The 22,582-nt window shown below is 70.0% G+C and carries 16 protein-coding genes; 9 read left to right on the top strand and 7 right to left on the bottom strand.

Annotation, left to right across the window (positions count from 1 at the left end; all coding sequences use genetic code 11):
- Positions 1-9 precede the first annotated feature (9 nt).
- Positions 10-2,316 (top strand): M20/M25/M40 family metallo-hydrolase, encoded by a 2,307-nt coding sequence (locus tag SYV04_RS01955; RefSeq protein ID WP_321543840.1) that lies wholly within the window; start codon positions 10-12, stop codon positions 2,314-2,316.
- Entirely contained in the window at positions 2,313-4,154 is a 1,842-nt protein-coding gene (locus tag SYV04_RS01960) for an ABC transporter ATP-binding protein/permease (protein ID WP_321543841.1), read from the top strand. The genes SYV04_RS01955 and SYV04_RS01960 overlap by 4 nt, the downstream gene beginning before the upstream one ends.
- A gap of 3 nt (positions 4,155-4,157) precedes the next feature.
- On the opposite strand, the gene SYV04_RS01965 is transcribed toward SYV04_RS01960, so the two are convergent.
- From SYV04_RS01965 to argH, 4 genes are read right to left on the bottom strand one after another with little or no spacing between them, the layout of a single operon-like run.
- The gene (locus SYV04_RS01965) at positions 4,158-6,767 is read right to left on the bottom strand and encodes a carbohydrate binding family 9 domain-containing protein (protein WP_321543842.1); all 2,610 of its coding nucleotides are present in this window, start codon (positions 6,765-6,767) and stop codon (positions 4,158-4,160) included.
- Positions 6,768-6,810: 43 nt separating this feature from the next.
- Complete coding sequence (locus SYV04_RS01970) at positions 6,811-8,046, bottom strand: ATP-grasp domain-containing protein (protein ID WP_321543843.1); 1,236 nt, start codon at positions 8,044-8,046, stop codon at positions 6,811-6,813.
- A 5-nt stretch (positions 8,047-8,051) separates the two neighbouring features.
- Entirely contained in the window at positions 8,052-9,161 is a 1,110-nt protein-coding gene (locus SYV04_RS01975) for a cysteine synthase family protein (RefSeq protein WP_321543844.1), read from the bottom strand.
- A gap of 25 nt (positions 9,162-9,186) precedes the next feature.
- Positions 9,187-10,689 (bottom strand): argininosuccinate lyase, encoded by a 1,503-nt coding sequence (gene argH / locus SYV04_RS01980; protein ID WP_321543845.1) that lies wholly within the window; start codon positions 10,687-10,689, stop codon positions 9,187-9,189.
- A 270-nt stretch (positions 10,690-10,959) separates the two neighbouring features.
- Between argH and SYV04_RS01985 the strand changes: the two genes are divergently transcribed.
- The 6 genes from SYV04_RS01985 to SYV04_RS02010 all read left to right on the top strand — a co-directional run bounded on the left by SYV04_RS01985 (position 10,960) and on the right by SYV04_RS02010 (position 17,394).
- Positions 10,960-11,478 (top strand): NADH-quinone oxidoreductase subunit C, encoded by a 519-nt coding sequence (locus tag SYV04_RS01985; protein ID WP_321544466.1) that lies wholly within the window; start codon positions 10,960-10,962, stop codon positions 11,476-11,478.
- 20 nt (positions 11,479-11,498) lie between these two features.
- Positions 11,499-12,761, top strand: coding sequence for an NADH dehydrogenase (quinone) subunit D (locus tag SYV04_RS01990; protein WP_321543846.1), 1,263 nt, complete (start codon positions 11,499-11,501; stop codon positions 12,759-12,761).
- On the top strand, positions 12,758-14,641 hold the full coding sequence (locus tag SYV04_RS01995; RefSeq protein ID WP_321543847.1) for an NADH-quinone oxidoreductase subunit G: 1,884 nt from the start codon (positions 12,758-12,760) through the stop codon (positions 14,639-14,641). Before SYV04_RS01990 ends, SYV04_RS01995 begins: the two co-directional genes overlap by 4 nt.
- On the top strand, positions 14,642-16,192 hold the full coding sequence (locus SYV04_RS02000) for a complex I subunit 1/NuoH family protein (RefSeq protein WP_321543848.1): 1,551 nt from the start codon (positions 14,642-14,644) through the stop codon (positions 16,190-16,192).
- Positions 16,193-16,222: 30 nt separating this feature from the next.
- Entirely contained in the window at positions 16,223-16,954 is a 732-nt protein-coding gene (locus SYV04_RS02005) for a NuoI/complex I 23 kDa subunit family protein (RefSeq protein ID WP_321543849.1), read from the top strand.
- Positions 16,955-17,037: 83 nt separating this feature from the next.
- Complete coding sequence (locus SYV04_RS02010; protein WP_321543850.1) at positions 17,038-17,394, top strand: (2Fe-2S) ferredoxin domain-containing protein; 357 nt, start codon at positions 17,038-17,040, stop codon at positions 17,392-17,394.
- Between the two features lie 17 nt (positions 17,395-17,411).
- On the opposite strand, the gene SYV04_RS02015 is transcribed toward SYV04_RS02010, so the two are convergent.
- Genes SYV04_RS02015 through SYV04_RS02025 form a run of 3 tightly spaced genes read right to left on the bottom strand, consistent with a single transcriptional unit; the run spans position 17,412 to position 21,621 of the window.
- Positions 17,412-18,524 (bottom strand): M48 family metalloprotease, encoded by a 1,113-nt coding sequence (locus SYV04_RS02015; protein ID WP_321543851.1) that lies wholly within the window; start codon positions 18,522-18,524, stop codon positions 17,412-17,414.
- On the bottom strand, positions 18,521-19,030 hold the full coding sequence (locus tag SYV04_RS02020; protein ID WP_321543852.1) for a hypothetical protein: 510 nt from the start codon (positions 19,028-19,030) through the stop codon (positions 18,521-18,523). Before SYV04_RS02020 ends, SYV04_RS02015 begins: the two co-directional genes overlap by 4 nt.
- Complete coding sequence (locus SYV04_RS02025; protein ID WP_321543853.1) at positions 19,030-21,621, bottom strand: adenylate/guanylate cyclase domain-containing protein; 2,592 nt, start codon at positions 21,619-21,621, stop codon at positions 19,030-19,032. The genes SYV04_RS02020 and SYV04_RS02025 overlap by 1 nt, the downstream gene beginning before the upstream one ends.
- 97 nt (positions 21,622-21,718) lie before the next feature.
- On the opposite strand from SYV04_RS02025, the gene SYV04_RS02030 reads away from it, so the two are divergent.
- On the top strand, positions 21,719-22,582 hold the full coding sequence (locus tag SYV04_RS02030) for a hypothetical protein (RefSeq protein WP_321543854.1): 864 nt from the start codon (positions 21,719-21,721) through the stop codon (positions 22,580-22,582).

The raw sequence follows: 22,582 nt of genomic DNA on the forward strand, positions 1-22,582 counted from the left end.
CTGAAGCCCATGACCTCTTCCTCCCTCCTCGTGGGTAGCGTGCGGCGCGGCAGCCTGGTGGTACACCTGCTGGCGGCGGTGGTGCTCGCGGTGGCCACCCACCGCCCGCCTCCCGCGCGGGGACTCGATGCTCCGCCCACGGAGTTCTCCGCCGCGCGCGCGGACGAGCACCTGCGCTGGGTAGCCGCCGAGCCCCGACCCGTGGGCTCCGCACGCCTGCGTCAGGTGCGCGAGGAGCTGCTCGCCCGTCTCACCGCGCTCGGGGTCACTCCCGAGGTGCAGCAGACGCAGGTGGTGCGCGCGGATGGGCCTGGGCAGGCCACCGCCGCCACCGTGTCCAACGTCCTCGCGCGCCTGCCCGGCACCGACAGCAGCCGGGCCATCCTCGTAGCGGGGCACTATGACTCGGTGCCCACCGGGCCTGGAGCGGCGGACAATGGCGCCGCGGTGGCTGCGATGCTGGAGACGCTACGGGCCCTGCGCGCGGGCCCTCCCCTGGCGCAGGACGTCCTCTTCCTCTTCACCGATGCGGAGGAGGTGGGCCTGCTCGGCGCCGAGGCGTTCCGCGAACACCCTCTCTTCAAGAATGTGACGGTGGCCCTCAACTTCGAGGCGCGTGGCTCGGGCGGCCCGTCGATCCTGTTCGAGACGAGCACTCCCGATGGGTGGCTGGTCCAGCGCTTCCTGGAGACCGCGCCCCACCCCATCGGCAACTCGCTGGCCAGTGCCATCTACCACTACCTGCCCAATGACACGGACCTCACCGTCTTCCGGCGCGCCGGACGCGCGGTGATGAACTTCGCCTTCATCGACGGCTTCCTCGACTACCACACGCGGCGAGACAGCCTGGAGACGCTCGACCGTGGGAGCCTCCAGCACCACGGGGAGAACATGCTCGCCCTGGTGCGCGTGCTGGCGAACGAGCCCCTGCCCCCCGCTGACAAAGACACGGCGGCCATCTTCTTCAACCCCGTCGGCTCGGTGATGTTCCGTTACCCCCAGACGTGGGCCCTGCCCTTCGCGCTGCTACTGGCCGTGGCGGAGGTTCTCGTCCTGAGCGCGGCGGTGCGCGCCCGTCGGGTGCGGCTGGGAAACGTGGCGCTGGCGGCCGGCCTCATGCTGGGCACCGGCGTGGTGGCGGTGGCGCTCACCTCCGGGGTGTGGCTCGCCCTGCGCGCCCTCACGGGCCTGGAGGCCTTCCCCCACCACCACGCCCATCAGGCCACGCTGTTCCTCGCGGGCCTGGGCCTGCTGACGCTCGCCCTCTTCGGGCTCTCCTGGCGGATAGGAGCCAGCCGCCTTCAGGAGGAGGAGCGGGTGCTGGGAGCCCGGTGGCCCTGGCTGCTGTTGACGCTGGCCTCGGCCGGGCTGCTCCCGGGCGGCAGCTACCTCTTCGCCTGGCTGCTGCTGCTCACCGCCCCCCTGGCCTGGACCTGGGCCAAGGCGAGCCGTGACACCTGGGGTGGCTGGCTGCTGCGTGTCGCGTGCGGCGGAGGCGCGCTCCTCATCGCCACCTCGACGTTCTACCCGCTGGCCACCGCGCTCGGGTTGACGCTGGTGGGCGTCGCGGTGCTGCCCGCCGTCCTCCTCTTCGGCCTGTTGCAGCCAGCGTTCTCCTGGCTCGCCCAGGCGCGCTGGCGCCCCTTCGCCGCCGGCAGCGGACTGGCCGGAGCCGTGCTGTTGCTGCTGGGCTCGGTACACGTGGGCGCCTCGACGGAGCACCCCTGGCCCGATGGCCTCGCCTTCTGGCAGGACGAGGATCAGCACAAGGCCTACTGGCTCGCCGACGCGCGGGTGGACGGCGAATGGCCCCTGAAGCTGCTGGGGGACGCTCCTGGCTCGCGCCGCTTCCAGGAGGCACTGCCCTGGGTGGACGAAGAGCTGCTCCACCACGAGGTGCCGCCCCTGGCGTTGGAGGCCCCCCGCGTACGCCGCGACTCGGAGCGTCAAGATGGAGAGGTGCGCGAACTCACGCTGCACCTGGAGCCGCCTCCGGGAGCGGCGCTACTGCAGGTGAAGCTCGCTGCTCCGGTCCAGGTGCTGGGCGCGACGGTGTGGGGCCGTCCCGTCCCGGCCGAGGCCCTGGTGCCTGGCGCCGAGGGCTTCTCGCTGGACCTCTGGCAGGTGCCTCCCGAGGGCGTGCCCCTCACCCTCCGGCTCCGGGGCACGAACCCGGGGAGCCTGCGCATCGGCGCCGTGTCGCTCGAACTGCCCACCCTGCCGGACGGGCTGAAGCGCCCACCCCAGCTGATGCCCGCCCCCTACGGCTACGGCTTCACGGACACGACGGTCGTGACCAAGACGGAAACCCTATGAGCGCCATCGCGGAAGAGGCGCGTTCGCGGCCCACCCAGGCTCCCACTCCCCTGCCTTCGGCCGGGCTCGCTCCCCCCGCGGTGGTGGTGCGAGAGCTGGTGAAGCGCTACCCCGCCCGTGGCGCGCGCCAGGAGCCGGTGGTGGCCAATGATCGGCTGTCCTTCGACATCCGCCGTGGCGAGATCTTCGGGCTGCTCGGGCCCAACGGGGCGGGCAAGACGACGCTGGTGATGCAGCTCATGGGACTGCTGCCGCCCACCTCCGGGCACCTCCAGTTGGAGCACGTGGACGTGGTGCGCGATCCGCAGGCCGCCAAGGAGCTGATCGGCTTCCTGCCACAGGGCGGGCTGGCGCTGAACTACGTCGAGGTGGAGCGCGCGCTGCACTACACCGGCCGGTTGCGAGGCCAGGGTGAGCAGGACGCCATCCTCCAGGCGAAACAGCTCATCGAGGAGCTGGGCCTGGGCGACTACCGCAACCAGTTCGTCAACCTGCTGAGCGGCGGCATGGCGAGGCTGGTGGGCTTCGGCATGGCGCTGATGGGGCGGCCCCGCCTGCTGGTGCTGGACGAGCCCACCAACGAGCTGGATCCGCACCGCCGCCGACTCGTCTGGGACTACATCCAGCGGCTCAACCGGGAGCAGGGGGTCACCTGCCTGCTGGTGACGCACAACGTGCTCGAGGCCGAGCAGGTCATCCAGCGGCTGGCGGTGATGGACAAGGGCCGCATCATCGCCCTGGGCACGCCCGAGGAGATCAAGCACCAGGCGGGCGGGCGCCTGCGGCTGGAGCTCCAGCTCAAGGAAGATGCCCGGCTCACCGCCGAGGAGCAGGAGCGGCTCGCGGCCTATGGCGCGCTGAGCGAGGTGCGTCCCCAGCACTACCGCCTCCAGCTCGCCCCGGAGCGCTCCGGCCCCACGAGCGCGGCCGTGCTCCAGGAGCTGGGAGAGCGAGTCGAGAGCCTGCGCCTGGCCCGCCCCTCGCTGGAAGAGGTCTACCTGGAGCTGGACCGCACCCGCGCCGAGACGCCCGCCGCGCCCGAGTCCCTGCCTCCCGTTCCGGCGCCACCGCCTGGGCCCACCACCCCGTCCTGGCGGCGCTTCGCGGTGGCGCTCAAGTACCTGTTCCTGGAGCACCTGCTGGAGGTGCGCCACACCTGGGTGTGGAACACCGTCTTCTCGATCCTCATGCCGGTGGCGATGGTGTTCGGCCTGTCGCGTATCGGCAGCGGCCTGGAGGACCGGACGAGCCTGCTCTACATCGTGAGCGGGGCGGCGGTGTTCTCCGTGGCCACCGAAGGCCTGCTCACCACCGCGCAGCGCGTGGGCCTCATGCGGCAGGACGGGCGGCTCATCTATTACGCCTCGCTGCCCATCAACCAGAGCTCCTTCGTCTCCTCCATCATCCTCTCCCGGGTGCTCATCATCTTCCCCGGCATCCTCACGCCCATCCTCGCGGGCTGGCTGCTGTACGGTATCCGGCTGGAGATCAGCCCCTGGCTGGCGGTGCTGGTGCCGCTCAGCGCGCTGTCCTTCTCCGCGCTGGGAATGGCGCTGGGCTCGCTCATCCGCGATCTGGACCTGGTGGTGACGATCACCAACGCCATCATCTCCGTGCTGCTGCTGGCCGCGCCCGTGTTCATCCCCATGGAGTCGCTGCCTCGACCGCTCCAGTTGCTAGGCCAGGTGCTGCCCCCCACCTACGCGGCCGAGGCGCTGCGGCTGGCGCTGGATGGGCAGACGGGCTCCCGCTTCCTGCTGGACGTGGCGGTGCTGGCCGTCGTCACGGCCCTGAGCTTCGTGGGCGTCTCCCGGTGGATGCGCTGGCGCCTGGACTGAGGCTCAGGCGTCCCACCAGTAGGAGAACTTGAGCATGAAGAGGTCGGTGGCCGGCCCCTGCCACAGCCGCCCATCGGGCAGCACGCGGGGGCTCAGCGACAGCTCGCCCGCGTCGGTGGGCAGGCCGTTCTGGGTGCGCGAGTAGACGGCGTAGAAACTGGCCCCTGGCCGGTACTCCCAGCGCAGCACCAGGTTGAGGTTGACGCCCGAGAAGTCGAAGTCCGGATCCAGCTCCGGCTCGGTGCGCACCAGGTCCGCCAGTCGCACGGACTGGCCCGGCTCGGGCGTGGCCTCGTAGAAGGCGCTCGCCCGCACCGAGCCGTGGAAGAGCTGGCCATACCCCTGCAACGTCAGCCGAGGGGTGATGACCCAGAGCTGGCGCAGGGTGAGGGAGAAGTACTGTGGCTCCAGCTCTCCGAAGAGAAAGCGCCCCTCCCCCAGCGTTTCGAGGTAGCGCGAGCCCTCGGCGGGGCGGCTGAGGCTCACCGCCAGGAAGGACTCCAGCTGGGGGTGCGCCGTCACCGTGAGGGACAGCTCCGCGCCAGCACCGCCCTGCGAGGGACTGGGCCCGCGCGAGAAAAAGCGCTCGTAGAAGCTGTCGAACCCCACCACCACCCCGCGCCGGGGATCCGAGCTGCCGGTAAGCGCGAGGTACAGGTGCGAAGGCAGCTCCACGGGGATGCCAGTGCCCGAGATCTCCCGCACGTCCTGGCGCTTCGTCTCATAGCCCGAGGTGAAGGAGAGCGCGTGGTAGCCCGGCAGCGTCACGTCCAAGGTGTTGATGGCGCGGGTGGCCAGCGGCACTTCGCGCCCGTCCGTGGTCCACCGCGTGAATAGGGTGAGCTGCGACTCGAGCGCCTCGAAGGGCCCGACGCCCGCGCTCTGGACGAACCCGAGCTGTACGTCCGCCGTCTGCTCGTTCTGCGCCTGGAGGTAGCCGGTGCGGTTGAGCTCCAAGCGGGGCGAGGCATAGGTGTGGCCCACGGAGAAGCGGAAGGGCTCACCGCCCAGCAGGCCCGCGCGCACAAAAGTGCCCAGGCCGCGATCCCCCGCGCGCAACAGGGTGCCATCGGGCAGCGGATCTCCATCCGGACTGCCTCCCGTCACCTGCGAGCCCGTGAGCTGCCCCAGCACGCGCCACTCTCCAGAAGCGGTGCCCACCGTCCAGTCGAGCGCGGCGGCATGCCCGCCGGTGGGGCGGCAGCGCGAGACCTCCTCGGGAGTCGAGGGGCCCTCGGAGGGACAGGCCTGCGACGCGAAGGGCGAGGACGACGCGAAGGACAGCCCCACCGAGGCAATGCCACCGAAGCGCCCGCGCCCCACGGCTGCCAGGAAGTTCCGAGTGATGGGCTCCTCGGCCGGCAGCTCCTCCCCTAACCCCAGGTGCAGCGGACGCCGAGGGTGGAAGTACAGGTCGCGGTTGGGGTTCTCCTCATCCGGCGACTCGCCCCGGCTCAAGGCCTCCTGCTTCAGCGGATCGGCCACGCCCGCCACCAGCGAGTCGAGGACGCCGAAGACAACGTTGTCCCCCACCGAGCCGGTCACCTTCACCGCGCCGAGGATGGGCGTGTCCAGGCCGATGCGCCGCGAGTAGAAGAGGAGCTGCCGGGTGCGCCCCTCGTTGTTCATCACCGGGTGGAAGAGCTCCATACCCTGGGTGAAGAAGGGGCGCCGCTCGGGGAAGAAGACCTCGAAGTTGCTGAGGTTGACCAGGAGCTGATCGGCCTCCAGCTGGCTGAAGTCCGGGTTGAGAGCCCCCACCACGTCCAGGCTGCGGCTGGGGGACCAGCGCAGGTCCAGCCCCACGTCCGCCGAGGGCAGCGACAGCCGAGGCTTGGGCCGGGCCTCATCGGAGAACTGCGGCCTGCGGATGAGGCGCGTGGCCACATAGGGGCTCAGCTCGAGCACCTGCGGGTGGATCGGCGTGGAGAAGTCGGTGAGGGCCCCCAGACGGGACAGCAGCGCATTGGCGCCCAGCGGCACGAAGGTCGAGTCGATGATCTCCTGGGTGCGCGCCACCTGCCTGCGCACGCCCAGGCCCCACGTCTGCACCGGGGTATCTCGCAGGCGCAGCAGCGCCAGGGGGATGCGCAGCTCGGCGGACCAACCATCCGGACGCTGAGCCGCGGCCCCCTCCCAGACGGCGTCCCAGTCATCGACGAACTGGTTGTCCTCGACGATGAGGCTGTCCTTGAGCACGCCCGCGGCGGTGACGCTGAAGGCATGGCCGGTGCGCCCCTCGCGTCGAGGATCGATGAAGACCGTCACCAGATCCGAGTTGGGCGGCACATCCCGGCGTCCGAGCCGCCGGTCGATGAGGGCTGGCTCGGTGTCATAGGCGATGATGCCGAAGAGGATGCTGTCGTCATCATGGAGGATGCGCACCTCGGTCCGCTGACCGGGAGCGGTGTCCGGGTTGGGAAAGCTCTGGCGGAACTCGCTGTAGACGGGGGCGTCCTGCCAGGCGGCCTCATCCAGCTTCCCGTCCAGCTTCACCGAAGAGGTGCGCCGCACCGCGCGAAGCTGGGGCGCTTGGGCTGGTGGCTCCTGTGCGGCGGCCACCGTGCCCCCCAGCAACCACCCGCCCCAGAGCAGTCCAAGCACCTGTCTCATCGAGGCGCGCACCTTAGCCGGCATGGGCGGGCACGCCCATCGCTCAGGAGACCACGAGACGGATGCGCCCCAGGGCCTCGTCCAGCGAGGCGATCACCTGCTCGCGCACGGGCCCGCTGGCGATGACGTAGCCAAGCCGATCCATGCCGCTCTCGGGAGGACGGATGCTCGCGCCCAGGGCCTTCTCCACCACGGCGAGCTGAACCCCGGGCAGACGCCGGGCCTCTTCGAGTCCCTCTACGCGCACCAACTGGCCGGCGACCTCGGCGGTGATGAAGCGGATGGCAGCCACCTCGCGGCGCGTGGGCGTCAGGTCCACCGGCTGGCCCATCGCCAGCTCCAGCGTGGCGGCCAGCGGGTCCACACCCGTGGCGTAACGCACCAGCTCGGGGATCATCCCGCCCGCCAGCCGGGGGTTGATCTCCACCACCACCGGGCCAGTGGGCGTAAGACGGATCTCCGTATGGGCCGGCCCGAAGTCGAAGCCCACGGCCCGAAGCGCCGCGAGCACGGCCTGCTCCAGCGCCTGGCGCTCGGCCTCGGGCAGCGGCGCGGGGAAGTCATGCCCCATCTCCACGAAGTGCGGCGGCGGGGACAGGTACTTGCGGGTGACGCCCAGCACGCGCGTGGAGCCGTCCGCGAGCGTCATCGTCTCCACGCTGAACTCGGGGCCCTCCAGCAGGCTCTCCACCAGCACCTCGCCGGAGAGCGCCTGCCCGCGCTCGTTCACCGCGCGGCCATGCAGGGCCCGGAAGTGGGAGAGCAGCTCGTCGGCGGACTCCACGCGGCGCACGCCGGCGCTGCTGCTCTCGGCCGGCGGCTTGACGACGCAGGGGTAGCGAATCCGCCCCGCCACGTGCCGCGCCTCCTCCTCGGAGGAGAGGACGTGGAAGTCCGGCCCCGGCAGCCCCGCCTCGCGCAGCACGGCGCGCGCCTGGTGCTTGTGGTGACAGGCATGGGCCGCGCGTGGCTGCAGGTAGCGCAGCCCGCAGCGGGCCGCCACCGTGGCCACTGTGGGCACATAGAAGGTGGAGAAGGTCAGCAGCGCATCCACGGGCCCCTCGCGCACGAGCCCCTCCACGCACCGCGCCAGCGCCTCCACGTCATTCGTGTCGGCGGTGATGACGTGCAGGTTCGGCGGCCGGGGCGGCTGCAGGAACGGGTAGCGCTCCGCCCGATGGGTGATGAAGCTCACCCTGTCTCCCCGGGCCAGCAGCCGCTCCACCACGAGCCGCCCTGTGCCGGTGGTGTTGCTCTCGACGAAGGCGACGTGGGCCATGCCGCTCACTCCAACCCCAACTCGCGCATCAAGTCCACACTGCGCTTCACCGTGGACGCGTAGTAGGGCACCGAGCCGTCATGCGGCAGGGGCGCATAGCTCCACCGCTCGGCCACATCCACCCCGTAGCGGATGCGCATGGGCTGGGCCGCCGCCTGCACGCCCGCGATGCCCTTCTGGGTCAGGAAGCTCTCCGAGTAGATGGTCTCCCCGTAGCGATCGCCCCGGTCCGGCATGATGATCACCACGTGCTGGTCCGGCTCGAGCTGCTCGGCCACCCAGCTCGCCGCGACGTAGGCCGCCCCGGAGGAGCCTCCACCGAAGATGCCCTCGCGGCGGGCCAGCTCCCAGCAGCCCCCGAACGCCTCACCATCCGACAGCCAATGCACCTCATCGATGGCGCGGTAGTTGATGTTGCCGGCGATGATGCTGTTGCTGTGGCCGCTCTGCAGGCGCGGGCGGTTGGGCTGGTTGAACTGGACCGAGCCCACCGCGTCCACCGCGACGACGCGCAGCCCCGGCAACAGCTTCCGCAGCCCCGCCGCGGTGCCCGACAGCGAGCCGCCGCTGCCCACCGTGCCCACCAGCGCGCCCAGGCGCGGGCCGAACGCCTCCAGCAGCTCCGTGGCCACCGCGGACGTGTAGGCCTCGGGGTTGGAGGGCGTGTCGTACTGGCGCGGCCAGAAGGCCCCGGGGTTGGCGCGCAACACCTCGCGCAGCCGCTCCAGGCGCGACTGCTGCCACCCGCCCGTGGGGTGGTAGTTGTCGACGATGTCCACCCGCGCCCCGAGCGCGCGCAGCTTGTTGACCGACGACTGATCCAAGCGCGGATCCGTGATGATGATCAGCTCGTAGCCCTTGAGCGAGGCCACGCGCGCGAGCCCCTCGCCCATGGTGCCCGAGGTGCTCTCCACGATGAGGCCTCCGGGCTTGAGCCGACCGCTGGCCTCCGCGTCCTCGACGGCCTTGAGCGCCACGCGATCCTTCATCGCTCCGGGCAAGGACAGCTCGAGCTTGGCCCACAGGCTCGCGCGCGGGCGCGATGCCTCGCGGCCCTTCAGGGCTACGAGGGGCGTGTTCTTCATCAATTCCAGGACGGACGAGACCTTGAGCATGAGGGTACCCAGGGGGGTGAGAGCTTCAACGAAACGCGGCGCTTTCGGTTTCCAGCGCGGCGTCCGCAGACCCGAGCTGCGACTGCCACCCGGCCAGACGTTCACGCAACCGCGCGTGCTCGCCTCCGAGTGACTCCAAGTGTGCTTGCACGGCCTCGGGAGCAGGCCCCCCGCCATGGGCGGCGGCGCGCATGCAACCCTCGGGATCCAACAGGGGCGCCAGCTCCGCCTCCTCGAGCGCGATGGGGCGCCCGAGCACCTCGCGCAGCAGCGGCTCCAGCAGCGCGCGCGCCGTGGCGGGCGTCAAATCCGGCTCGACCTTGCGGCTGGCCAGCTTGCTGACCACCTCGTGCGCGGAGCGGAAGGCCAGCCCGTGGCGGGCCACCAGGTGATCCGCCAGCGCCGTCATGACGGTGTCCTCGCCCACCAGGAACTGGCGCATGGCGGGGGCGTTCACCTGAACCTGGGAGATCAACAGCGTGGAGAGCGTGAGCGCCGTGCGCGAGCAGCCCAGGGCCGGCCACAGCGCGGAGCTCACCTCGGAGCTGACCTCGACGCTGTTGGTGAACGGGGCGCTCTTGAGCCCCATCAACGCGTTCATCAGATAGCCGGTGGCCTTGGTGGCCTGACCGCGGATGTTCTCCAGGACGAAGGCGTTGCGCTTCTGCGGCATGATGGAGCTGGTGCTCACCAGCTCGTCCGGCCAGCCGAGGAAGCCATAGGCCGTGCTGGCCCAGGACTGAAGATCGGCGGCCAGGCGCGTGAGCAGGGTGCCCAGCAGGGACAGCCCGCTGAGCACCTGAACCGCGAAGTCGCGCGAGCCCACCGCGTCCACCGAGTTGCCCACCGGCGCATCGAAGCCGAGCAGCCGCGCCACCCGAGCCGTATCAATGGGGAAGTGGGTGCCCACGCCCGCGGCGGCTCCCATGGGGCAGCGGTTGAGCCCGGGCCAGGTGTCCGACAACCACCCCAGCGAGCGCGTCAGCTCCGAGAGCACGCCCGCCAGATAGTGGCCGAAGGTGCTCGGCTGGGCGGGCTGCTGGTGGGTAAAGCCGCTCATCAGCGTCCGCGAGTGCTCGCGCGCCACCGTGTGCAGCGCCTCGGCCAGCCGCAGCCCCTCGCCCAGCACCTCCCGCAGCCCCTCGCGCAGCCGCATGCGAGTGACCGTGGCGTTGATGTCGTTCCGGCTGCGAGCCACATGCGCCGCGCCTCCGACTTCCCCGCCCAGCCGCTGGATGTACTCGCTCTCATAGAGGAGGTAGAGCCCCCGGTGTACGGGTGGGGGCTCGAACAGCGACTCCCCAGCGGCGAGCCGCGCCGCCAGCTCCCGGTTCACCGCCAGCAGTTGCGCCGCCGTCTCCTTGGGGAGAATGCGGGTGTGCGCCAACATCACGACATGTGCGGCATCGATCCGCAGCAGGTGCGGCAGCACGTGCTGGCGATCCTGGGCGAACCCCGGCTCGTAGAGCAGCTGGAAGAGGACGGGATGGGGCCCGCGCGACAGCCGTCCCAGCGCCTGGGCACTCATCTGCCCGGCCCCCCGCGCCGAAAGAAGTAATTCAAGGACTTCCTCATTTCATGGAAAGGATACCGGGGAAGGAGGTATCCCGGTCAACACCAGGGGGCCTCTGCTCCCAGGACCCCCACTCCCGGTGCGTTTGGACCCGGGGTGCATCCGTGCTTCTAGCGCGCGTAAGTGCGCTACACGGTTGGGGGTTTTACGTTGACGCCCCCGGCGAGGCGTCCTTATAACGCCGCCGATTCTTCTCCCATTGGGTCCCCCTTGAGCACATTCGCGTTGGACAGGGTCTCCGCCCACCTTCCGGAGGCGGTCGCGGAGCGCTACGTCGACCGGGCCGGCGGTGCCTGGGCTGTCATCCATGCGCAGCACCTGCCAAAGGTGGCGGCGTTCCTGAAGACTGACCCGGAGCTGAACTTCAAGCTCTTCGGCTCGGTGGATGCCGTGGATCGGCTGCACCTGGCCGAGAACGACCCGCGCTTCGAGGTCGTCTACTTCCTCTACTCGCTCACCCGGAAGGAGCACGTCCGGCTGAAGGTGCGCGTCACCGAGTCGAACCCGGTGGTGCCCTCGCTGACGCCCCTCTACAAGGGCGCCAACTGGTGGGAGCGACTCGCCTTCGACTTCTACGGCATCCGCTTCGAGGGCCACCCGGACCTGCGGCGCATCCTCCTCTATGAGGAGTTCCAGGGCCACCCGCTGCGCAAGGACTACGCCATGCGCGACCGGCAGCCGCTCATCCCCGAGCGCCCCATCAAGGACATCTTCCGCGGCCCCGGCACCAGCGGCCACGCCTGAGGACTTCACTGAGGACTGCAATGTCGGAACCCTCCAAGCCCCACGCTCCCCAGCCCGAAGCCCCCAACCCGGACACCGACGCGTACGCCCACGAGTCGGAGCTGGAGACGCACCTCCAGACGAAGCGGATGTACATCAACATGGGCCCCTCGCACCCGGCCATGCACGGCACCGTGCGCATGCGCGTGGAGCTCGAGGGCGAGACGATCGTCAAGGCGGATCCGGAGATCGGCTTCCTCCACCGAGGCTTCCAGAAGAGCTGCGAGAACGTCACCTGGACGCAGTGCCTGCCCTATACGGACCGGCTCAACTACAACTCGGCGATGATGAACAACTTTGGGTTTCTCAACGCTGTTGAGAAGCTCATCGGCCTGGAGATCCCCGAGCGCGCCCAGTACATCCGCGTCATCGGCTCCGAGCTGCACCGCATGCACGATCACCTCACGTGCGTGGGCGCCACGGGCCTGGAGCTGGGCGGCTTCGCGCCGTTCCTCCTGGCGCTCGAGGCCCGCGAGCTCATCACCGACCGCGTGACGGAGCTGACGGGCGCGCGCCTGACCACCAGCTACGGCCGCGTGGGCGGCCTCAACCGCGATCTGCCCACCGGTTGGAGCGAGAAGGTCCTCAAGTCGCTGGACAAGATCACCGAGCTGCTGGTCGAGGTGGAAGGTCTGCTGATGCGCAACCGCATCTTCGTGGACCGCATGAAGGGCACCGGCATCCTCAGCGCCGAGGACGCCATCGACTTCGGCTACACCGGCCCGTGCCTGCGCGCCTCCGGCGTGGACTACGACGTGCGCAAGGTGAAGCCCTACTGGGTCTACGATCGGCTGAACTTCGACGTGCCGGTGGGCGAGCACGGCGACAACTACGATCGCTACATCATGCGGCTGGAGGAGATGCGTCAGTCCACCAGCATCATCCGCCAGGCCCTGCAGCAGATGCCCGCCGGCCCCATCATCGTGGACGACTGGCGCATCGCCCTGCCGCCCAAGCCCGAGGTGTACGGCACCATCGAAGGCGTGATGAGCCACTTCAAGCTCGTCATGGAGGGCATCCAGGTGCCGCCCGGTGAGGTCTACGACTGCACCGAGGCCTCCAACGGAGAGCTGGGCTGGTACCTGGTGAGCGACGGGCGCGGCCGTCCGTACAAGGTCCACGTGCGCGCCCCGGGTTTCCCCATCCTGTCCGCGGTGCCCCACATCATCGAGGGCAAGATGCTGGCGGACCTCATTCCCACCTTTGACACGATCAACATGATCGGCGGCGAGGTCGAGCAGTGAGCGACAACGACACCAAGAAGCCGACCGGTGACGCGCAGCCGCCCCCCAAGGGCGCGCCCACCGACACCCCCGCGGCGAAGATCGGCCCCGAGCCCTCCAACCCGCCCGCGGGCCCCAAGGTGGACAACCCGCCGGTGGCCCACAGCAGCACCACTCCGCCGAAGCCGCCCCCGCCCGCCGGTGGCCCGCCGAAGCCGCCGCCGCCGAAGAACCCGGGCTTCGTCACCTGCACCATCGACGGCAAGGAAGTGGTGGCCAAGCCGGGGACGAACATGATCGAGGCGGCCCGCGAGGTCGGCTCGGACATTCCCTATTACTGCTACCACCCGCGCCTCTCCATCGCGGCCAACTGCCGCATCTGCCTCATCGAGGCCTCCAACGCGCCCAAGCTGGTGCCGGCGTGCCAGACGCCGCTGGCCGAGGGCCAGGTGGTGAAGACCACCACGCCCAAGGTGAAGGAGCAGCAGCGCGCGGTGATGGAGTTCCTGCTGCTCAACCACCCGGTCGACTGCTCCATCTGCGACCAGGCCGGTGAGTGCAAGCTGCAGGACTACTACATGAAGTACGACTACCGCCCCTCGCGCCTGGAGGGCGGCAAGGCCCTGAAGAACAAGCGCAAGGTGCTGGGGCCCCACGTGGTGCTCGATCAGGAGCGCTGCATCATCTGCACCCGCTGCGTGCGCTTCATGAACGAGATTCCGAAGGAGCCGCAGCTGGGCGTCTTCGGGCGCGGCAGCCACGAGCGCATCGACGTGTTCCCCGGCAACGAGCTGAACAGCAACTACTCGCTCAACACCGTGGACGTGTGCCCGGTGGGCGCGCTGCTCAGCCGCGACTTCCGCTTCAAGGCGCGCGCGTGGTTCCTGTCGGCCACCCCGTCCGTCTGCACCGGCTGCTCGCGCGGCTGCAACATCTCCGTGGACTGGATGTCGCAGGACACCTACCGCTACCGCCCGCGCGAGAACGAGCAGATCAACAAGAGCTGGATGTGTGACCAGGGCCGGCTCTCGTACAAGTACCTGAACCTGGGCCGCGTGCTGAGCGCCTCCGTGGGCCGGCGCGCCACCCAGGGCAAGGACGTGGCCCGTCCCGAGCTCACCCGCCAGGAGGCGGCCAAGGCCGCGGCCCAGGCGCTGCAGCCGGTGGCCAACACCGCGCAGCTGGCCGTGCTGGCCTCGCCGCTGGCCTCCAACGAGGACCTGCTGGCGGGCCTGTCCTTCGCCAAGAACATGCTGGGCGCCAAGGCGGTCTACGTGGGCGGTCGGCCGCAGGGCGCTGCGGACCACTACCTCATGACGGCGGACAAGAACCCCAACCGCAAGGGCCTGGAGTTCATCGCCAAGGGGCTGGGCCTGACGCTCAAGCCCTTCGAGGAGCTGGCGCCCGCGCTGCACAACGGCAAGGTGAAGGCGCTCTACGCCATCGGCACCGAGGTGCCGGGTGACGCGGAGGCCTTCGCTCAGGCCGTCGCCGCCGCCGAGGTCTTCGTGGCGCAGGCCTTCAACGAGTCGCCCGTCACCGCGCAGGCCACGGTGCTGCTGCCGGCGGCCACCCACGTGGAGGACGAGGGCACCTTCGTCCAGGCCGAGGGCATCGTTCAGCGCTTCCGCAAGGCGTACCCCGCCAAGGGAGACGCGGTGTCGCACTGGCGCTGGGTGGCGGAGCTCAGCCGCGCCATGGGCAACCCGGTGGCGTGGACGTCCGCGCGTGAGGTCTTCCGTGAGCTGGCCCCGCAGGTGGCCGAGCTTGCTTCGTTCAACTGGGATCAGGCGTCCCCGCCGGACCGGGAGAAGCCGGGCATCAACCCGCTGCCCACCGGCGCCGACGGTCGTCCCCCGGGGTACCGCGAGTTCGGTGCTCCCCGCGTGCGAGGAATCTAAATGAAGCGCGTCCTCACCGTTCTCTTCGCCATCGGCCTCATCATCTTCCTGCTCGCCGGCGGGGTGCTCTCCGCTTACGCCGTTGGCGCGCTCGCGGAGAACTACCTCTTCGTCGGGGCCAGCCGGCTGACGAACATCATCTTCCTGATGCTCGTCTTCGTGATGATCATCGCCACGCTGCTCACGCTGGCCGAGCGCAAGTGGAGCGCGCTGATGCAGGACCGCATCGGCCCGAACCGCGCGCGCATCAACCTGCCGGTGCTGCGCAACATGGACCTGGCGGGCCTGCCCTTCGTGCTGGCCGACTCCGTGAAGATGCTGACCAAGGAGGCCTTCGTTCCGGAGAAGGCCAACCGGTTCCTCTTCAACCTGGGGCCCCTGCTGGCCTTCGCGCCGGCGTTCGCCCTGTTCGCCATCGTGCCCGCCGGCCCCAGCGTGCAGCTGTGGGACGCCAAGGTGGACATGGTGGTGGCCACGCCGGACTTCGGCCTGCTCTACCTGTTCGCCATCGCCTCGCTGGCGGTGTACGGCACGGCGCTGGCCGGCTGGGCCTCCAACAACAAGTTCGCCCTGCTGGGCGGCGTGCGCGCCTCCTCGCAGATGATCTCCTACGAGGTGGCGCTCGGCCTGTCGCTGGTGGGCATCATGCTCGCCTTCGCCTCGGTGCAGCTGCCCACCATCGTCGGCAACCTGGCCTCCGAGCCGGTCGCCCAGGCGGGCGTGCAGGCCGGCCAGTCCTCGGGCCAGGCGCGCTACCTGTGGCAGTGGTCGGGCGTGGGCGGCGGGTTCGACCTGGGCCTTCCCGCCTGGGGCATCCTCCTGCAGCCGCTGGGCTTCATCCTCTTCTTCGCCGCGGCGTTCGCCGAGACCAAGCGCGCCCCGTTCGACGTGCCCGAGGGTGAGTCGGAGATCATCGGCTACTTCGTCGAGTACTCGGGCATGCAGTTCGGCCTGTTCATGATCTCGGAGTTCGTCGAAGTGGTGGTGCTCTCCGGCGTGGTGGCAGCGCTCTTCTTCGGCGGCTACCACCTGCCCTTCGGCGGCGAGTGGTTGGCCACCCAGCTGCGCGACTACCCGCTGGTGTACGCCACGGCGCTGGGGACCTTCTTCTGGATCAAGGTGCTGCTGCTCTGCTACCTGCAGCTGCTCATCCGCTGGACGTTCCCGCGCTTCCGCTACGATCAGATCCAGACGCTGGGCTGGAAGATGCTGCTGCCCGCGGGCCTGGTGAACGTGTTCGTCAGCGGCGCGCTGGTGCTGTGGGATCCGTCGCTGCGCTACCTGGCGCTCTTCGGCCTGCTGCAGATCGGCGTGCTGATCGCCCTCACGCTCTCCTCGAAGGGCGGCGCGGTGGAGTCGCACGGCCATGGCGGCGGCCACGGCCACGGCCACGGCGCGCTGGGCTCCGGTCACGACGACCACGGGCACGGGCTGCCGGCGGGGGCTCACGGCCACGCCGCGCTTCCGGCGCACGGTCACGCCACGAGCAACCTGGGCGGGCATGCCCCGGCGGGCGCGCACGCAGGTGCGCACTCCACCTCCACTCACTAGGCTTCCTGAGAAAGCGAACCAAGGAATCCCATGGCCTACAAGGCAAGCCACGACCCCCGCACGGACATCCGCGAGCGGTCCTATCTCCCCGAGCTGCTCAAGGGACTGGCGATCAACACCCGCCACTTCCTGCGCAACCTCTTCGGCACGCGCGACACGCGGGAAGAGGTGCTGGACCGCACGGGCACCAGCCTCGTCACCACCGTGGAGTACCCCGAGGAGCGGGTCCCCTACCCTGCTGGCTACCGAGGGCTCCACCGCCTGGTTCCTCGAGATGACGGCAAGCCGCGCTGCGTGGCTTGCTACATGTGCGCCACCATCTGCCCGGCCCAGTGCATCTACATCGAGGCCGGTGAGTACGAGCACGTGGACGCGAACGGCGAGTCGCGCGTCATCGAGAAGTACCCCACCCAGTTCGTCATCGACCAGCTGCGCTGCATCGTCTGCGGCCTGTGCGTGGAGGCGTGCCCGAAGGACGCCATCCGCATGGACACCAACGAGCACACCAAGCCGGAGTACAACCGGCAGGGCTTCGTCTACGACATCCCCAAGCTGCTCAAGGGCGCGCCGGTCTCGCACCCGTCGGATCCGTGGAACAAGCGCGAGGGCTCCGAGGAGCCGCACCACGTACACAAGGAGGCCCACACGCGCATTGGCGAGGGCCTGGTGCAGCTCAAGACGCCGCAGGTGGGCCACGGCCACGACACCAAGAAGCTGGCCGCGGGCGACTCCCACTCGCCGGGCGCTCCGGCGCTCAAGTAGCTCGCTTTCTGAGCGAGTGAGAAACAAGGAGCGCGCGGGGCCTGCCCTTCCCAGGCCCGCGCAAACTCCGTAGGGTTGCGCGAATGAAGCGCTACCGCCTGTCCGTGTGCAAAGGCATGGACTGCAAGGGCAACGGATCCGACGCCGTGTTCGCCGCGGCGAAGGAGGAGCTTGCCCGGCACGGCGCGGCGCCCCGCTGCGAGGCGTACCGGGGGGGCTGCTATGGCTTCTGCCACATGGGCCCCAACGTCGTCATCCGCGAGGACACGGGCCGCAAGCGAGATCCGCTCTCCGGTGAGGACTACCAGCTCATGGGCTGGCCCGGCGAGGTGTACTACTCGCGCATGACGCCCGAGAAGATGCGCCGGGTGGTCGCCGAGCACATCGCCCAGGACCAGCCCGTGCGCGAGTTCTTCGGGGATCCGGACGAGCAGGAGTAGCTCCCGCTCGCCCCTGTTCAGCGCGAGGCCTGCTGTCCGGCCGGAGGGGCCTTCAGCGGCTCCATGGCCGCCTGGAAGCGCTTCGTGCGCTGGGCCACGGCCTCCTGCGGAGGATGAGGCTGCTCGGCTCCCATCGTTTTGAGGCGCTCGCCCACCGTCTCCATCCGCTCCTCGAACTTCGGATGGGTGCGGACCCAGGCGTGCTTCGCAGGGGCCTCGGTGGACATGCGCTGCAGCAGCCAGGTGACCGCGCGCGGGTCATAGCCCGCCGCCGCGAGGAGCCTCACGCTGATGCGGTCCGCCTCCAGCTCGAAGTCCTTGGGGAAGCCCTCTCGGTACAGCGAGGCCGCCCCTTCCGCCGCGCCGCCCAGCAGCTCGCCGAGCACCGTCGAGTCCTTGGAGCTGCGCAGCGCGCTGCCGCCCGTGCTCGCCCGGGCGTTGCTCTCGATGCGCTGGCCGAAGGCCCGGAGCGCGGCCGAGGACTCCTGGCGCGCCGTCTGGTGGCACATGAAGGCCTTGAGCACCTCCACGCCGTGGCCACGCTGCACGTGGGCCACCTCGTGCGCGAGCACCGCCGCCAGCTCCTCCTCGCTCTGGAGCTTGCGCAGGAAACCCGTGGAGATCATCACCGTGCCGCTGGGGCTCCCCGTGGCGCGCGCCTCGTCCATGGGCAGCACCAGGAAGCGGTAGCCCGCCAGCGGCCACGGGCGGTTCTCCAGAATGCGCTCGGGGCGGTGGGCGCGGTCCGGCGCGCTGGAGTTGCCCACTGCCTCCGCCACCAGCGTGAGGTACTGGCCCACCTGGTCCACGTACCGCGCGAGGGGGTCGGTGGCGGGCAGCGGCTCCACCCCGAGCGTGGCGAGCTGGCGCGCGGCCACCGCCCGGCCCAGGGCGTACTCCTGCTCCGCGTCCATCTCGTACGCCTGGCGCCGCTCCATGGGGCAGCCGGTGAGCGAGGCCGTCAGCGTGCCGAGGCTCGCCTTGCGCGCGGCCACGTCACGGTTCATCTGCCGCCGATTGTCCTCCATGCCCTTCTCCACCTGGGCGATGAAGGCAGGCCGATCCGTCGCATGGCAGGCACCGAGCATCCCGCCGAGCACCGCCACCGCGCCCACGCGCCGCCAGCTCACGGCTCACCTCCCGGCTCGCGCAGGCCGCCCGCGGCGACGAACGCCGAGGTGGCCTGGGGGTCTGGCATGGCCGAGCGCGTGCCGGGCTCGGCGGGCATGAAGGCCTCCAGGCGGCGGAAGCCCGCCTCCACGTCCGGGTGCTGGCCTCGGTAGACGCTCACGGCACCCTCGGTGAAGCCTCCCACCGCGAGGTTGTAGTTGCCGTTCACCAGGCTCTCACCCTGCAGCGCCTGCCCCGTCACCTTGAAGGCGCCGGGCCTGTCGCTGAGGTAGGTGACGTGGATGTAGCCGCGCTCCTCGCCCACCTGGGCGGCGAACCAGCTTCCCCGGCCGGGCAGCTCCACCTGCACCTGCTCGCCGCGCAGCACGGCGCGCGACACGCGGGGGGACAGGAAGCTGGGGGACTTCACGAGGTAGACGCTCGACTTGGTCACCGTGCGCGGCTCGAGCTTCACGGCACCGCCCGTGGCCAGCGTGAAGCCCAGCGTCATCGCGAGTGGCAACATCACTTCTCCTCCAGTGCGTAGACCCCATCCCAGTCCTCCGCCGGAGCGGTGACGAGGAAGCGGCGGCACCGGCCCGCATAAACTGCCGCCACGGGGTCCTGATACTCCGAGGTACCGCGCTCGAACAGCGCGAGCGCCTCGTCGAAGCGCCGCTGATGGTAGGACGTCAGCGCCTGCTCGTACACCGCGAGTTGCTCCTGCATGCGCGGGGCAATCTCCCCGTGGCGCCCGAGCAGCTCGTGGATGCGGGTGGCCACCGTCTTGCCCTTCACGAGCACCCGGTCCACCTCGCGGAAGACGTAGGCGTCACGGGCGAGCTGGGCGGTGTTCTCGCCCACCAACATATAGGTGCCATAGGCCTTGTTGGCGCCCTCCAGCCGGGAGGCCAGGTTCACAGCGTCGCCCATGACCGTGTAGTTGGACTTCAGGTCGCTGCCCATGTCGCCCACCACCACCTCGCCGCTGTTGATGCCGGCGCGGAACTGGATGCGGTGGCCGTAGGTCTTCTCCCAGTGCGGCTGGCGCTCCACCAGCACCGCGCGCATCTTCAGCGCGGCCTCGCAGGCCAGGTGCGCGTGGCGGTCGGTGCGCACGGGAGCGCCCCAGAAGGCCATCACCGCGTCGCCGATGTACTTGTCCACCTGTCCGCCCGAGGAGCGCACCGCCATGGTCATGACGGTGAGGTACTCGTTGAGGAACTGGACGAGCCGCTCGGGCTCCATCTGCTCCGAGAGCCGGGTGAAGCCCTCGATGTCGGAGAAGTACACGGACATCTGCCGGCGCTCGGGGCGCACCAGCAAGGTGAGGTCTCGGGTGACGAGCCGGGCCACCTCGGGACTCACGTAGCGACCGAGCGCGTGGTTGACGAAGTCGCGGATCTCCCGCTCGGTGCGCACCGCGTAGATGGTGGTCAGCAGGAAGGTGCCCACCATGGCCAGCAGCGGCGCGGCCACGGCGATCCACATCTGGTCCTGCACGAAGACGTAGACGGCCGCCACGAGGTAGCCCACGCCCGCCAGCGCGCCGCTGGAGAAGTAGATGAAGGCGCCGAAGGCGGAGCGGAAGTTGCGGCTGAAGATGAGGGCGATGGCGGCGCCCACGAAGGCCATCATCACCGTCGCGAACAGATCCACCTTCGGAGGGGCGCGAGTGATGCCCTGGGACAGGAGGATGTTGTCCAGCGCCTGGGCGATGACGGCGCCACCGGGCGTCGCCTTGCCGATGGGCGTGGGCTTGTAGTCCGTGGCGTAGGTGGAGGTGTTGGTGAGGATGACGGTGCGGCCCTCGAGGTCATGGTCCGAACGCGGCGGGCGATCCTCGAGCACGTCGAAGAGGTTGATCAGGACGTTCCAGGCGCGCACGTAGCGAATCACCGAGGCGCCCGGCGAGCGCCCCGCGTCCCCGGCGTCCCAGCGCGTGAGGCTGAAGCCCGTCTCGTCCATGGGGACGGAGTAGGCATCGCCCACCTGGAGCCGACCGTTGGCGTAGCGCAGCTTGCGGGTGCCCGCCGCCTTCATCGCCGCGGCCAGCGGCATGGAGGGCAGCACGTGGTGCTCGCCCTCGCGCGGCGTGTAGCTGACGAGGTGGAGCATGCCGCGGTTGACGCCATCCGGATCCGGGAAGCCGCTCACCGCGCCATAGAGGCTCTGGGGCCCCAGCAGCGGCACCACCGGGTGCTGGAGGGTGCGCACCTGCAACAGGCGGGTGGGGTCCAGTCCCTCCACCTCCACCTCGGCCAGTGAGACGAAGAGGTCCAACGGGGTGACGCGCCACGCGTCGTCGGCGGCGCGGCGCTCCTGCACCACCCCCGCGCCCGTGCCGAACTGCGCGCTGAGGACCTGCCCCTCGCGCTCGTCCTCCACGCCGGCCCACACCTCCACCTTGTTGCCAACGGGGATGAGGAAGGCCGGCCGCTGCGAGGAGAGCACCGTCTGGGCCTGAGCGCGCGCCTGGGGCTGTCCGGGGTGGATGCCCAGCCGCACGCGGTACGGCCACAGCCGGAACGGGGGCAGGCTGGCGCGAGGCACGCTCCAGGAGAAGGCCATCACCGTGCGGCCCGGCTCCTGGTTGAGCAGCTCGCGGAAGGCCGTGTCGTCGGAGGTGCCCTCGGCGGCGAGCTGCCGCGTGGAGCACTCGCGCGGGCTGAGCTCCGGGAACACCATATCGAGCAAGACGAGCGAGGCGCCCTCCTGCACCAGCCGGCGCGTCATGCCGCCGATGATCTCGCGCGGCCAGGGGTAGGACGGCAGGCCGGGATGGTCACTCTCGCGGGCGTTGGCCAGGGTGTCGTCATCCACCGTCACCATCACCACCCGATCGGGAGCCTTGGCCTCGCGTGCGCGCTGGCGCTGGAGCCGCTCGCCGAGGATGCGGACGCGGAAGTCATAGGTGATGCGCTCGGGGCTCTCGATCCACTCGGCCAGGCGGGCGCGGATGGCCTGGGGTGCGCCCTCCACCTCGAGCTGCGTGCGCGGGACGCGGGCGTACATGAGCCCGCCGAACACGGCGCCGAAGACGATGGCCTGGAGGAGCGCGAACCCCAGCCGCTTGAGGAAGCGGCGGCCGGAGGACTGGACGGGAGGGTTTTGCACGGGGGCGCGAGGATAGCGCGAGCAGCGCGGTCCCGCCCCTGCGGACTGCTATGCTCCTCCGCCGGGCCGGCCCCTTGTCGGTAAGGACTTCCATTCGATGAAACGCCTTCTGCTTCTCTCTGCTCTTGCTACCTGCTTCCTCGTTCCCCTGGCATGCGACCTGGGGAAGACCGTCGACCAGATCTCCGCGGAGACGGTGATGGTGGGCACGCTGCTGTCCACCCCGGATGTGCCGCTGTCTCCCGAGGCCGCGGCGGGCCTGGATGGCGGCTTTCAGCTGGACGGGGGCCAGTCGACCGTGACGATTCCGGGACAGACGGTGGCCTTCCTGTTCCTGGGCACGCGCGAGGATGAGAACTCCACGCCCTCGGGCCTCACGGGCGCCACCGTCTCCGTGCAGCCCAAGAACGGCCAGGCCGTCTCGCTCAGCAGCGACGGAGCGGGCGCCTACAGCCGCTCGAGCAACACCGACGAGAAGCTGACCTACCAGTCTGGAGCCACCTACACCTTCACCGCCGAGCGCTCGGGCGAGCGCTATGTGGGGGTGGTGGAGAACTCGCCCGCGCAGGAGCGCATTGCCGCGCTGCACCCGGCCTCGGGCGTGGTGCGCATCTCCGCCAACACGCCGCTGTCCTTCGATCGCGCTGATCCGCCCTCCAACCAGGACCGCACCATCGGCTTCGTCACCGTGGTGCCGGTGAGCGCCAGCGGCCAGCAGGGACAGCCCACCTACAGTAACGTGCCCACGGCGCCGCTCGACTTCATCAAGCTCGTGGCGTTCCCCGCGGAGTGGAAGGAGAAGACCGTCAGCATCCCCGGCACGGCCTTCCCCGATCCGCAGCAGACGTACCTCGTCACCTTCCAGGCGGTGCGCACGGGCGGCCCCGAGTCCAGCAACCTCTTCCTGGGCAGCGCCATCCTCACGGGCACGGCGGACGTGGGCGTGGTGCGCACGCAGTAG

It is taken from the genome of Hyalangium ruber, assembly GCF_034259325.1.
GTDB lineage: Bacteria > Myxococcota > Myxococcia > Myxococcales > Myxococcaceae > Hyalangium_A > Hyalangium_A rubrum.